Genomic DNA, 12,146 nt, shown 5'->3' on the forward strand with positions numbered 1-12,146 from the left:
ACGCACGCGCACAACAGTGAAAGGAACCTCCCCGACCGTGTCCAGGCACCTGCCCTCCGAACGCGCCGTCGCCCTGCGCGCCCGGCTCAGCCGGGCCCGCCTCTACCTCTGCACGGACGCCAGGGAGCGGCAGGGCGACCTGCCCGAGTTCCTCGACGCGGTGCTGGCCGGCGGCGTCGACATCGTCCAGCTCCGCCAGAAGGGCCTGGAGGCGCGGCAGGAACTGGAGTACCTGCGGGTGTTCCGGGCGGCCTGCGAGCGGCACGGGGCGCTGCTGGCCGTCAACGACCGCGCCGACGTGGCCCACGCCGCGCACGCCGACGTCCTGCACCTGGGCCAGGACGACCTGCCGGTGCAGGCGGCCCGCGCCATCGTCGGCCAGGACGTGCTCATCGGCCGGTCCACGCACTCCGACGAGCAGGCGTCGGCGGCCGCCGCCGAGCCGGGCGTCGACTACTTCTGCGCCGGCCCGGTGTGGCCCACCCCCACCAAGCCGGGACGGCCCGCCCCCGGGCCCAAGCTGCTGGAGTACGTCGCCGCGCAGCGCGAGGTCCGCCCCTGGTTCGCCATCGGCGGCATCGACGCGGGCAACCTCGACCAGGTGCTGGCCGCCGGGGCGAGCCGCGTGGTCGTCGTCCGCGCCCTCACCGAGGCGGCCGACCCGGGCGCCGCGGCCGCCGAGCTGGCCCGCCGCCTGGCCGCCCGCTCCGCCGATCCGGTGTGATCACCGGGCCTGGTCTCGGGTGCGTCGTCGCCCGTTCGCGCAGGTCGCCGAACGGTCGCCCCGTGATCGCCGCCCCGGCGACGGGCACGCGCCGGCATGTCCGACAATGGACCCATGAGCATGGGACCCGACGACGAGCGTGTGGTCGACCTGGCCGACGACGAGCTGGAGATCCTCCCCGACCAGACCACCGACGACACCGACACCGGATGGGGCGAGTGGCGCGGCGACGACGACTCCCGGCTCCTGGACGACCGTCCGCCGCACTGGTGATCCGGCCCTGACCCGGCACTCACCGGCCGCGCGGCGTCCCGCGCCGCGCGGCCCCGCTCACCACAGCAGACCGAGCACGAACCCGGCCGCCATCACCACGGCCAGCGCCACCATCATCCGCCAGCGGTAGGCGGGGATGCGCCTGGGCCGCGGCTTGGGGGCGGGCGCGCGTCCCTCCCGCAGCGCGCGCACCAGCTGTCGCGCCGTGGGCCGGGCGGCGGGGTTCTTGTCCAGGCAGCGCAGCGCCAGGTCGCGCAGCGGGCCGTCCATGTCGCCCAGGTCGGGACGGCGCGACGTCACCCGCCGCATCACCGCCGCGCTCGGCCCGCTGCCGAACGGGGGACGTCCCGTGGCGGCGAACACCACCGTGGCGCCCCAGGCGAACACGTCGGCGGGCGGGCCGACCGGCTCGTCCTCGATCTGCTCGGGCGCCATGTAGGCGGGCGTGCCCACCGGGCCCGTGGTGATCGTGGTGGCGTCCGCCATCCGGGCCACGCCGAAGTCGATGACCTTGGCGCCGTCCGGGCCGAGCACCACGTTGCCCGGCTTGAAGTCGCGGTGCACGATGCCCGCCCGGTGGATGGTGGCCAGCGCGGCGGCGGTGCGCAGCGCCACCGTGCGCAGCCGCTCCTCCGGCAGCGGCCCCTGCTCCTCGACGACCCGCTGCAGCGACGGGCCCTCGACGTACTCGCTGACGATGTACGGGCGGTCGCCGGTGACGTCGGCGTCCAGCATCCGGGCGGTGTGCCGGCCCGCGACCTGCAGCGCCGCGTCGGCCTCCTTGCGGAAGCGGCCGAGCGCGCGCTGTCCGGCCGCCGAGCCGCCCCGCAGCAGCTTGACCGTGACCAGCTCGCCCTGCGGCGACCGGGCCAGGTAGACGACGCCCTGGCCGCCCTCGCCGAGCCGGCCCAGCAGCCGGTAGTCGTCGATGCGGCGGGGGTCGTCCGGGGCCAGCGGGCCGCGCACGCGCCGGTCGCGACGCGGCCGCGGGTCGCGTCGCGCACGCCGTTCGGGCGGTGAGGGACGGGGCGTGGTGGGCACGTCGGGCTCCGGCTCGGGGAGGCGGGGGTTGGGGAATGCCTCTTTTGTACCGTGCCGACCCCGTCCGCGCGTCCCGAACATTGATCTTTTACCTCGTCGCGGGCGCACGGCGCCGCACGGCACGGCCACCCCGCACGTGACGGCCACCCCGCAGGTGACGGCCACCCCGCAGGTGACGGGCACCCCGCAGGTGACGGGCACGCCGCACGTGACGGGCACCCCGCAGGTGACGGGCACGCCGCACGTGACGGGCACGCCGCACGTGACGGGCACGCCGCACGTGACGGGCACGCCGCACGTGACGGGCACGCCGCACGTGACGGGCACGCCGCACGTGACGGGCACGCGCACGGCGCCGCGCCGGACGGGCCGGCGGGCGGCGCCGTGCCGGTCAGGCCTGGCGGGCGGTGGCGGCGACGGCCAGCTCCTCCAGCGCGGTGACGGCCTCGGGGGCCAGCGGGGCGTGCGCCAGCGCGGCGGCGGCCTCGGCCGCGTACCGGTCGATCATCTCCTCGCAGGCGGCCAGCCCGCCGCTCTCCTCGATGATCGTCCGCAGCCGGTCGACGCCCGGGGCGTCCAGCGCCGGGTCGCCGAGATGCCGCTCCAGGATCTCGGCCTGCGCGGGCTCGGCGCGTTCGGCGGTCAGCGCGACCAGCACCGTGCGCTTGCCCTCGCGCAGGTCGTCGCCCGCGGGCTTCCCCGTCTCCGCCGGGTCGCCGAACACGCCGAGCACGTCGTCGCGCAGCTGGAAGGCGATGCCGAGCGGCCGCCCGTACGCGCTGAGCGTCTCGATCACCTCGGGCGGCGCCCCGGCGAGCGCGGCGCCGAGGTGCAGCGGCCGCTCGATGGTGTACTTGGCGCTCTTGTACTCCACCACGCGCAGCGCCGTGTCGACGGTGCCGCCGCGGCGCGCGCCCTCCAGCACGTCCAGGTACTGGCCGCACATCACCTCGGTGCGCATCCGGTCGTAGACGGCGCGCCCCCGGGCCAGCCGCTCCGGTGCCAGCGCGCTGGTCTCGTACATCTCGCCCGACCACGCCAGGCACATGTCGCCCAGCAGGATCGCCGCACCCAGCCCGAACGGCTCGGGGGCGCCCAGCAGGCCGTCGCGCCGGTGCAGCTCCTCGAACCGGCGGTGCACCGACGGCTGGCCGCGCCGGGTGTCGCTGGAGTCCATCACGTCGTCGTGGATGAGCGCGCTGGCCTGCAGCAGCTCCAGGGACGCGGCGGCGGTCACGATGCCCGGCGCCTCGTCGCCGCCCGCGCCGCGCCAGCCCCAGTAGCAGAACTGCGGGCGCAGCCGCTTGCCGCCCGCGAGCAGCGCGTCCAGCGCGTCCAGCAGGGGGGCCAGATCCGGGCTGATCGCCAGCAGGTCCGGCCGCCGGTGGTCGACGAAGGCCAGCAGGGCCTCGTCGACCTCCTTGCGGATGCGGCGCGTCGTCATTCCTGATCGTTCCGTTCGCTGGTTGATCACCTACGGACGAGGCGAGTATTTCGCACCATGTCCGTAATTTCATCTTCGGCCAGGCTGGATCGGCGCGCGCACCGGGGGCGGTACTCGGATCGTGCCGCCGGACGACCTCGGGATCGTGCCGGCGGGGCCCCCACCACTACGCTTGGGGGATGCGATCCGTACGTCCCGACCGCGCCCCGACGATCCGCGAGCTGCTGGCAGACGGCCGCAAGACGTTCTCCTTCGAGTTCTTCCCCCCCAAGACCGAGCAGGGGGTGCGGAACCTGTGGCGGACGATCCGCGAGCTGGAGACGCTCCGCCCGTCGTTCGTGTCGGTGACGTACGGCGCCGGCGGCGGCACCCGCGACACGACCGTCGACATCGTCGAGCGCATCGCCACCGACACCACCCTCACCCCGGTGGCGCACTTCACCGCCGTCAACCACTCGCGCGCCGAGCTGCGCCACCTGGTCGGCCGGTTCGCCGCCGCGGGGGTGCGCAACATCCTGGCCCTGCGCGGCGACCCGCCCGGCGACCCGATGGGCGAGTGGGTCAAGCACCCCGAGGGCGTCGAGTACGCCGCCGAGCTGGTCGGCATGATCCGCGCGTACGGCGACTTCTGCGTGGGCGTGGCCGCCTTCCCCTACAAGCACCCGCGCTCGCCCGACATCGAGAGCGACACGCGGCACTTCGTGGCCAAGTGCCGCGCGGGCGCCGACTACGCGATCACCCAGATGTTCTTCCGCGCCGAGGACTACTTCCGGCTGCGCGACCGGGTGGCGGCGGCCGGCTGCGACGTGCCGATCATCCCGGGCATCATGCCGGTCACCCAGCTGAGCACCATCGAGCGCTCCGAGCAGCTGTCGGGCGCCCCGTTCCCGCCCGAGGTGCGCGAGCGGTTCGAGGCGGTCGCGGACGACCCCGAGGCGGTGCGGCGGCTGGGCATCGAGCACGCCGCCGAGCTGTGCCGCGAGCTGCTCGACCAGGACGCGCCCGGCATCCACTTCATCACCTTCAACAAGTCCACGGCGACCCGTGAGGTGTACGCGCTGCTGGAGGAGTCCGGCCACAGCGCCGCCCGCCCGGCCCGCGCCACCGCCTGATCCAGGGGCGTTGGGCCGCCCGGGCCGCCGGCCTGGCCCGGGCTCAGTGCCTGGGAGTGAGCGGCAGCGTGCCGCCCATGACCGCGTAGCGGGGGCCGCCACCGGGGAACTCGAAGTCGGTGAGCAGGTCGACCATGCCCACCGAGCGGTACAGGTTGCGGGCCGGGGAGTCCGGCGGGCTGTTCAGCGTGGACAGCACCGCCGTGCGCTCCGAACGGCCCTCGCACAGCGCGTTCAGCAGCGCCCGGCCCAGGCCCTGGCCCTGGTGCTCGGGGTGCACGTGCAGTTCGGCGACCTCGAACGCGTCGTCCATCCAGGCGGCGGCGTGCTCGGGGCCGCCCTTCTCGGCCAGCGCCTGGTACACCACGTCGTGCCACCACTGCCCGGCCCCGCCGTGGAAGCCGTAGATGAACCCGCGCACCGGCCCGTTCAGGCCCGGCAGCGCCCCGCGCCGCTCGGCCACGAACGCCCGGAACCCCGGGTACGCGGCGTGCCGCTGCATGATCGTGTGCCGTCCCGGAAGCTGGTCGCGGGGCGGCCGCATCGCCGCCGCGTACACCTCCACGATGGGGTTCAGGCGGCGCAGGAAGGCACGATGGTCGATCTCGCGCAGCTTCGGCTCCCTCACGCAGTAGAGCCTAGACCCGCCCGTGGCGCCGCCTGTGTCCGGCCGGGGGGAGCGATCGCTCCGCCCTGGCCACGGGCGTTGCGGCCTCAGGGGGTGTCCAGGGGGAGGGGTGTTCAGGCCGGGACGGTGCGCTGGGTGGCGTTGAGGCGGTCGTAGATGTCCCACAGGATGCGGTCGGCGGCCTTCTGCAGGCTGGCGCGGTTCTCGTCGAGCTGCCCGCCCCACTGCCGCGCCTCCGGGCCCAGCCAGGCGTCCGTGCCGCCCAGCGTCTTGACGGGCGCGTCCAGGGCCTGGCGCAGCCTGCCGATGCTGCCGTAGGCGTCGGCGTACGCCTGGTAGAGCTGCCGGTAGGCGGGGTTTGGACGCTCGTGGGGCGACAGCTTGGCCGCCGCGGACTCGTCCAGCGGTGGAGGCAGGCTCCCGGGGGGCGGTGGAGCGGCCATGACGACCTCTCAGGTCTGTTGTGTCTCAGGTTTCGAGTGCGGGCTGACGCTGGTCGGACTGGGGGGAGGCGGCCGTCGGGCCGTGCAGGCCCAGCTTGGCCAGCGCGTCGCGGGCCTTCTGGCTCATGTCCGCGCCGGTGAGCACCTGCACCGCGACGGAACGGACCTCCCGGCTCTCGGCCTCCTCCAGGAGCGTGCGCAGCCACGTGACGTCCATCGTGAGGTGGTGGCTGGCCGTCCCCAGGGACTCCTGCACGAAGCCCAGGCGCGTCTTGTTCCCGTCGGCCGCCTGGAGCAGGGCGGCGACCCCGGCCGGGCCGAGCCGCTCATAGAGCTTCTCGGTGTAGTCGGGGTCGTCGGCGTTGGCCTTCAGGTGCTTCCACACCTGGTCGGGGACGGGCTTGTGGTCCTTGAGCGCGGCGGACACGGCCAGCGCGTCGGCGCGCGCGGCCTTGGCGGCGGCCTCCCGGGTGGGGAAGTTGCCGATGTCGCCCGCGCCGTTCGGCGTCGTGTTGCGGGGCGGCTTCGCGGGGGCGGGCTTGAACGGACGCGACGGCGCCCCGCCGCCCTTGGACGGCTGCCCGCCCTTGCCGGCGCCGCCCCTGGGCGTGGGGACGCCCCGCGTCGCACCCGTGCCCGGGCCGCCGGACGGGCCCGGCGCCGGGGACGGGGCGGGCGGCGTCTGGACGCCCCCGCCCCGGTCGGGATGGGTGACCGCGTAGTTGTAGCGGCGCGTCAGCATGCCGAGCTGGTCGGCCGTCCACTGCGCGACCTGGTCGGCCTGCCGGTACCCGGCGGCCGACACCCCCGGCGGGGGGCGGTGGCCGTTGAGCCAGCCCCGGATCGCCGTGGCCGCCTCCTGCATCTGCTTGAGCAGCTGGTTGAGCGCGGGCGGATCGATGCCGCGGAAGTCGGCGTTTCGCGCGGCCGGCCCGGTGCGCATCTGCGCGGTCATCCGCCCTCCCGAACGTCGTGGGTCCGGTTCCCCAGAATCACACCGGCATCACTCGCTGTCGAGTACCCGCCGCACCGAGTCGGGGTCGCGGGCCACGACCGCGTCGCCGTCGCCGGTCAGCACGATGGGCCGCTGGATCAGCACCGGGTTGGCGACCATCACCTCGATCCAGCGCGCGCGGTCGCGTTCCATGTTCTTCAGGTCGAGCTCCTTGGCGACGGGCTCGTTCAGGCGTGCCACGTCCCACGGCTCGGCGCCGATACGGGTGAGCACCGCGTCGAGCTCCTCGGCCGTCGGCGGATCGTCCAGGTAACGGCGCTCGGTGTAGGAGACCCTCGCCTCGTCCAGCGCGGCCTTGGCGGCCCTGCTCTTGGAGCAGCGCGGGTTGTGCCAGATCTCGGTCGTCATTCGTCCACTCCCACGTCGGCGGGGTCGCCCCCGGTGATGCGCACCAGTTCCTCGTACGAGGTCGGGAAGACGGTGTGGGGATGCCCGCCCGCCGCCCAGACCACGTCGTGCTTGTCCAGCCACACGTCCACGAGCGTACGGATCGGGGCGGGGTGCCCGAGCGGGGCGACACCCCCGATCGGCTGACCCGTCGCCTGCCGGACGAACTCCGGCGTGGCCCGCCTGACCTTGCGCGCCCCCACCAGCGCGGCCACCCGGCTCGTGTCGACCCGGTGGGCGCCGCTCGTCAGCACCAGCAGCGGGGCGCCGTCGGCGTCGAAGACGAGGCTGTTGGCGATCGCGCCGACCGCGCAGCCGAGCTGCTCGGCGGCGGCCTGGGCGGTGGGGGCGGGTTCGGGCAGCTCGACGATCTCTCCGGTCGCGCCCCGCTCCCGCAGGGCCTTTGCCACCCGTTCGGCGTTCGCATGCATGGCAGCACTCTAGAGTGTCGAGAACTGTACCTTGGGTGCATTTGCCCAGGAAGGGAGGTATGCGGATGCGTGCACGGATGGCAGCCGTACTGGCCGGCGCGGTGGTCGCGACCGGCTTCACGACCCAGGCGGCGACGGCCGCCGAAGGCGCCACCACCCCCACCGTCGAGCAGGCGGCCGCGCCCGCCCAGCGTCCCACGCTGAAGCTCGGGTCCAAGGGCGACGCCGTACGGCAGCTGCAGACCCGCCTCAAGCAACTCCACTACGACCCGGGGACCGCCGACGGCCGCTTCGGGACGTCCACCCAGATGGCGGTGTGGGCCTTCCAGAAGGTCAACCGCCTCGCGGTCAACGGCACCGTCGACGCCGGCGTCTGGAAGGCGCTGGACGCCCCCAGGCAGCCCCAGCCGCTGACCAAGCGGCGTGAGTCCGACCGTGTCGACGTCGACCTGACGCGCCAGTACCTCGTCGTCTACAAGGACGGCAGGCTGCGGCTGATCTCGCATGTCTCGGCGGGGTCCGGCGAGCGCTTCTGCACCACCGACCCCAAGACCAAGAAGGAGCGCTGCCGCCACGCCGTCACCCCGACCGGCGACTACCGCACGCAGCGCCGCATCGACGGCTGGCGCGTCGCGCCGCTGGGCCGGCTCTACAACCCGATCTACTTCAACGGCGGCATCGCCTTCCACGGCGCGCCGAGCGTGCCGGACCACCCGGCCTCGCACGGCTGCGTGCGGCTGCCCATGCACATCGCCGAGTACTTCCCGAAGATCGTCGCCAACGGGGTCGCCGTCCACGTGCGCCGTCCGGCCTAGCCCGCGACTGTCGGACCCGCCTGCTCTACTGGCCCTGACCAGGGCGATCGTCGCCGTGTTCGAACACGTTGACGAATCGTCATGGGGACGGTTTACTGTGAATGCGTCGAACTTATGTTCGACGTGGTACGGGACTCGCGGACCGTGCCAGGGCTACGGGGCGCGGCCCCCTGCTCGCCGGCCCGACGGCCGGTGTCGCCGGGGTCCGCGGTGTTCACGGGGGCACGTCCCCCGGAACCCCCGCCCGTCCCGCCGGATCAGCGCGCGATCCGGCGGGACGGACGGCCGGGCGGAGCGAGGGGAAGCGCTCCGCCCGGCCGGCCAGGCCGGCCCGAGCCGGAAGGAGACAGGCCATGTCCGTCACGAAGACCACGCGGGGCGCCCACTCCGCTGTTCACTCTTCCGCCCAGTTCGGCGACCTGCCCCGCCCACGTCCACGCCCGCTTCCTGCCCCACGCCCGGCCCACACGGCCACCGGGCAGCTGCAGGCCGCCCGCATGGGCCTGGCCGAGGCGGCCGAGGCCACCTCGCCCGCCGTGCGCTACGTGTGCGCCCACCTGGCCGCGCTGCGCGCCGCCGCCGCGGTGCTGGCCTCCAAGGAGCCCGTGGAGACCCACCGCCGCGGCCGCCCCCGCAGCGTGTGGGTGCTGCTCCCCGAGGCCGAGCCCGCCCTGCGCGAGTGGGCCGCCTTCTTCGCCGCCGGCGCCGACAAGCGCGCCGCCGCCGAGGCGGGACTGCCCCGCGCCGTGACCGCGCGCGAGGCCGACGAACTCCTGCACGACGCCGAGGTGTTCGTCTCCCTGGTGGAGGAGACCCTGGGCATCCCCAGCCAGCCCACCCTCCCCATCCCCGACTCCCGCGCCAGCTGACCCGAGCCCGGAGCAGGCAACACCTCACCACCCCACGCCCGGCTCCGCCACCGCGCCCCACCCTCGACACCCACCCAGAAGACGCCCCCAAAGCCACCGCCCGGGTGAGCTACGGCCGACTTCGCCGCAGCCCCGTCCTCGGTGCCCAGCCGGGGAGGCCCTGCGGACCTCCAACCGGGCCCAGTCGGCCCGCTCGCCGTCCCGCGGTCGGCCCCGCCACGGCCCCGTGGGCGGTGTCCCATGGGGCGACGCCCGGACCCCCATCTCGAGGCGGTCATCCTCCCCTGGTCTGGCCGCCTCGCCCGCCGGGGCCGCCGTTCCCCTCCCTGGACCAACGGCGGCCCCGGCCCCCTCAGATGCCCGGCGCGACATCCCCGCACACCCAGCCCACCACCGCGCCGCCTGCCGCCAATCCCTGCCGCCTGCCACGCTCCCTCCCGCGCCCGCCGATGGCGCACGCTCAACGGCGCCCCGGGCCCCACGCTCGGATGCCTGGCGCGTCATCCCCGCATGTTCAGCCCATCGCTGCGCCGCCTGGCATTCCCTGGCTGCCTGCCGTGTTTTCTCCTGCGCCCGCTGATGGCGCATGCTCAGCGGCAGCCTGGGCCCCCACGCTCGGATGCCTGGCGCGTCATTCCCGCATGTTCAGGCCATCGCTGCGTCGCGTCGGCAGGCGCGCCGGGTGCCGGGGTGGTCTTGTGGGCGCACGTCTTCATGGTGGAGGCGCCAGCGGACGGGCCCGCGCTGGCTCGGGTGACGGGTTGGTCGGGCGTTCTCGGTCGACATGTGGGCACGGCATCGGCTTTTGGTCGGTGGGCTGTACGGGCGGTTTGTGCGTGTGTTCGGGGTGTCCTGTTGGGGTGGTGATTGTGGATCTTGGGGTTTTGTCTGGTGTGAGAGGGTTGGGGTGGTCGGGGAGGAGGGGCGGCGTTGGCGGGGCGGGGTGGGCGAGGGCTGGTGCCGTTGCTCGCCTTTCTCGGGGTGATGGCGTACTCGCTGTCGATGGCGGTGGTGTCGCCCGCGTTGCCGCTCATCCAGGAGGGGCTGGGCACCACCGCGGCGGGGGCGGCGTGGGCGCTCACGGCGATGACCCTGTCGGCGGCCGTCGCCACGCCGGTGGTGGGCGGGCTCGGCGACCTGCTCGGGCCGCGGCGGGTGCTGCTCGGCGTGCTGGCGATGGCGACGGCGGGCATGGTGGTGGCGGCCTCGGCGGCGTCGCTGCCCGTGATGCTGGCGGGGCGGGCGCTGGCCGGGGTCGGCGGAGGCGTGTTCCCGCTGGCGTACACGATCATCCGGGAGGTGGCACCGCCCGCGCGGACCTCCTCGGCGGTCGGGCTGATGTCGTCCATGCTGGGGGTCGGCGGGGCGGTGTCGTGGTGCGTGGCCGGGCCGGTCATCGACCATCTGGGGTGGCGCTGGCTGCTGTGGTTGCCGGTGTGCGGGCTGGTGCCGGGGTGGTTCGCCGCCTGGTGGATCGTTCCCGAGGGGCGGCGGCGTCCTTCGGGACGGATCGACTGGTGGGGGGCGGTGCTGCTGGCCGCGTGGCTGGCGGCGGGGCTGGCCGCGCTGACCCTGGGCGCGGAGCTGCTCGTCGTCGCGGTGGTGCTGGCGGCCGTGTGGCTGGCGGTGGAGGCGCGGACGGACGAGCCGTTGGTCCACCTGCGGCTGATGCGGCTGCGGGGAGTGTGGACGGCCAACGCCGCCTCGTTGCTGTCGGGGTTCGCGCTGATGGGCGGCGGGGTTCTGTTCCCGCTGCTCGTGCAGCTGCCCGAAAGCACGGGGTTCGGTTTCGGGGGAGCGCCACGCAGGCGGCCGTGTTGCAGCTTCCGTCGGCGGTGGGGATGTCGGTGGCGGGGGTCGCCGCGGGCGTGCTGGACAGGCGCGTCGGGTCGCGGACGGTGCTGCTGGCCGGCGGGGTGCTCGCGGGTGCCGGGCTGGGGTTCGTCAGCGTGGCGCACGACGCCATGTGGCAGTTGTACGCGGGCGGGACCGTGCGGGGGGTGGGGCTGGGGCTGGCTTACGCGGCCGTGGCCAATCTCGTCGTCGCGGCGGTGCCCGCGGCGCACACGGGGGTGGCCACCGGTGTGAACACGCTGCTCCGCACCGTGGGGGCGTCGCTGGGGACGCAGGTGAGCGCCGTGATCGTGACGGCGTCGGTGCCGGACGGCGGTCGGTTCCCCGCCGAGTGGGGCTTCGCGCTCGGCTTCGCCGTCAGCGCGGTCGCCATGGCGGGCGTGCTCGCCGTCGCCGCGGCGGCGCCGCGCCGGTGGTGACGCGCCGGTGGTGACGCGGCGGGCGATGCCGTCCGGGGCCTGGCACGCGAGGCGAGGGGCTCGTCTCGCAGACCAGGCCCCGGACGCCGGGTCGAGGGGCTCCCGGTCAGGTGGTCAGAACGCCTCCACGGCGCGCCGGGCCTCCGGGTCGAGAACGCCCCAGCCGATCAGTTCCTCGGTCAGTTCGGACGGCGACTTGTCGTAGATCACCGCCAGCGACCGCAGATCCTCCTGCCGGATGGACAGGACCTTTCCGTTGTAGTCGCCCCGCTGGCTCTGGATCGTCGCGGCGTAGCGGGCGAGGGGACCGGCCTTGTCCTTCGGAAGCTGCTGCAGACGCTCGAGATCGATCACGAGCTTCGGTGTAGGCCCGAGCGGGCTCGGCGCGGCTCCGCCGGGCAGCAACTCGGAAACCGGCACGCCGTAGAAATCGGCGAGCTCGGCCAGCTTCTGAACGGTGACGGCGCGGTCGCCCCGCTCGTACGAACCCACGACGACGGCCTTCCAGCGGCCGCGGGACTTCTCCTCCACGCCGTGCAGGGACAGGCCCTGCTGGGTGCGGATGGCGCGTAGGCGCGCCCCAAGAGCCTTAGCGTATTCAGACGGCATGTGCGGTCCCCCAGGCTCACTTTCGTCGTCGATGTCGGGCCCCCGGGACGCGCTCCTTCGTGCCCGGGGGGAAGCCCGGACC

Annotated in this window: 15 protein-coding genes; 7 read left to right on the forward strand and 8 right to left on the reverse strand. The window is 74.5% G+C overall.

Translation table 11 applies throughout. The annotated features are described in order from the left end of the window. The first annotated feature begins 37 nt into the window (after positions 1 to 37). Together thiE and ABD811_RS32320 are read left to right on the forward strand one after the other, a co-directional pair. Positions 38 to 724, forward strand: coding sequence for a thiamine phosphate synthase (gene thiE / locus ABD811_RS32315; RefSeq protein WP_344955357.1), 687 nt, complete (start codon positions 38 to 40; stop codon positions 722 to 724). Between the two features lie 114 nt (positions 725 to 838). Next, positions 839 to 997 (forward strand): hypothetical protein, encoded by a 159-nt coding sequence (locus ABD811_RS32320; RefSeq protein WP_344955359.1) that lies wholly within the window; start codon positions 839 to 841, stop codon positions 995 to 997. A 57-nt stretch (positions 998 to 1,054) separates the two neighbouring features. Here the strand turns inward: ABD811_RS32320 and ABD811_RS32325 are convergent, their stop codons facing one another. Continuing rightward, positions 1,055 to 2,038 carry a serine/threonine-protein kinase gene (locus ABD811_RS32325; RefSeq protein ID WP_344955361.1) on the reverse strand — a complete coding sequence of 328 codons (984 nt, stop codon included), beginning with the start codon at positions 2,036 to 2,038 and terminating at the stop codon, positions 1,055 to 1,057. Positions 2,039 to 2,429: 391 nt separating this feature from the next. Continuing rightward, complete coding sequence (locus ABD811_RS32330) at positions 2,430 to 3,482, reverse strand: polyprenyl synthetase family protein (RefSeq protein ID WP_344955363.1); 1,053 nt, start codon at positions 3,480 to 3,482, stop codon at positions 2,430 to 2,432. 179 nt (positions 3,483 to 3,661) lie between these two features. On the opposite strand from ABD811_RS32330, the gene metF reads away from it, so the two are divergent. Beyond that, positions 3,662 to 4,594: a methylenetetrahydrofolate reductase [NAD(P)H] gene (gene metF, locus ABD811_RS32335; RefSeq protein ID WP_344955365.1), complete on the forward strand. Its 933-nt coding sequence runs from the start codon at positions 3,662 to 3,664 to the stop codon at positions 4,592 to 4,594. A gap of 43 nt (positions 4,595 to 4,637) precedes the next feature. On the opposite strand, the gene ABD811_RS32340 is transcribed toward metF, so the two are convergent. The 5 genes from ABD811_RS32340 to ABD811_RS32360 form a co-directional block, all read right to left on the reverse strand. Beyond that, positions 4,638 to 5,222, reverse strand: a complete 585-nt coding sequence (locus ABD811_RS32340) for a GNAT family N-acetyltransferase (RefSeq protein ID WP_344955367.1) — start codon at positions 5,220 to 5,222, stop codon at positions 4,638 to 4,640. A gap of 113 nt (positions 5,223 to 5,335) precedes the next feature. Then, a complete protein-coding gene (locus ABD811_RS32345; RefSeq protein WP_344955369.1) occupies positions 5,336 to 5,665 on the reverse strand; it encodes a hypothetical protein in 330 nt (109 codons plus the stop codon). A gap of 25 nt (positions 5,666 to 5,690) precedes the next feature. After that, the gene (locus ABD811_RS32350) at positions 5,691 to 6,620 is read right to left on the reverse strand and encodes a hypothetical protein (RefSeq protein ID WP_344955371.1); all 930 of its coding nucleotides are present in this window, start codon (positions 6,618 to 6,620) and stop codon (positions 5,691 to 5,693) included. Between the two features lie 48 nt (positions 6,621 to 6,668). Continuing rightward, entirely contained in the window at positions 6,669 to 7,028 is a 360-nt protein-coding gene (locus ABD811_RS32355; protein ID WP_344955373.1) for an arsenate reductase family protein, read from the reverse strand. Next, positions 7,025 to 7,498: a YbaK/EbsC family protein gene (locus ABD811_RS32360; protein ID WP_344955375.1), complete on the reverse strand. Its 474-nt coding sequence runs from the start codon at positions 7,496 to 7,498 to the stop codon at positions 7,025 to 7,027. Before ABD811_RS32360 ends, ABD811_RS32355 begins: the two co-directional genes overlap by 4 nt. A 65-nt stretch (positions 7,499 to 7,563) precedes the next feature. On the opposite strand from ABD811_RS32360, the gene ABD811_RS32365 reads away from it, so the two are divergent. The 4 genes from ABD811_RS32365 to ABD811_RS32380 all read left to right on the forward strand — a co-directional run bounded on the left by ABD811_RS32365 (position 7,564) and on the right by ABD811_RS32380 (position 11,455). Beyond that, positions 7,564 to 8,313: a L,D-transpeptidase family protein gene (locus ABD811_RS32365; RefSeq protein ID WP_344955377.1), complete on the forward strand. Its 750-nt coding sequence runs from the start codon at positions 7,564 to 7,566 to the stop codon at positions 8,311 to 8,313. 353 nt (positions 8,314 to 8,666) lie between these two features. Beyond that, on the forward strand, positions 8,667 to 9,182 hold the full coding sequence (locus ABD811_RS32370; RefSeq protein ID WP_344955379.1) for an SAV_6107 family HEPN domain-containing protein: 516 nt from the start codon (positions 8,667 to 8,669) through the stop codon (positions 9,180 to 9,182). A 930-nt stretch (positions 9,183 to 10,112) separates the two neighbouring features. Beyond that, positions 10,113 to 11,270 (forward strand): MFS transporter, encoded by a 1,158-nt coding sequence (locus ABD811_RS32375; protein WP_344955381.1) that lies wholly within the window; start codon positions 10,113 to 10,115, stop codon positions 11,268 to 11,270. Further along, positions 11,267 to 11,455, forward strand: a complete 189-nt coding sequence (locus ABD811_RS32380) for a hypothetical protein (RefSeq protein WP_344955383.1) — start codon at positions 11,267 to 11,269, stop codon at positions 11,453 to 11,455. The genes ABD811_RS32375 and ABD811_RS32380 overlap by 4 nt, the downstream gene beginning before the upstream one ends. 114 nt (positions 11,456 to 11,569) lie before the next feature. On the opposite strand, the gene bldD is transcribed toward ABD811_RS32380, so the two are convergent. Continuing rightward, positions 11,570 to 12,064: a transcriptional regulator BldD gene (gene bldD, locus ABD811_RS32385; protein WP_285492517.1), complete on the reverse strand. Its 495-nt coding sequence runs from the start codon at positions 12,062 to 12,064 to the stop codon at positions 11,570 to 11,572. Between the last annotated feature and the right edge of the window lie 82 nt (positions 12,065 to 12,146).

Source organism: Actinomadura miaoliensis (genome assembly GCF_039536785.1).
GTDB classification, from domain to species: Bacteria; Actinomycetota; Actinomycetes; order Streptosporangiales; family Streptosporangiaceae; genus Spirillospora; species Spirillospora miaoliensis.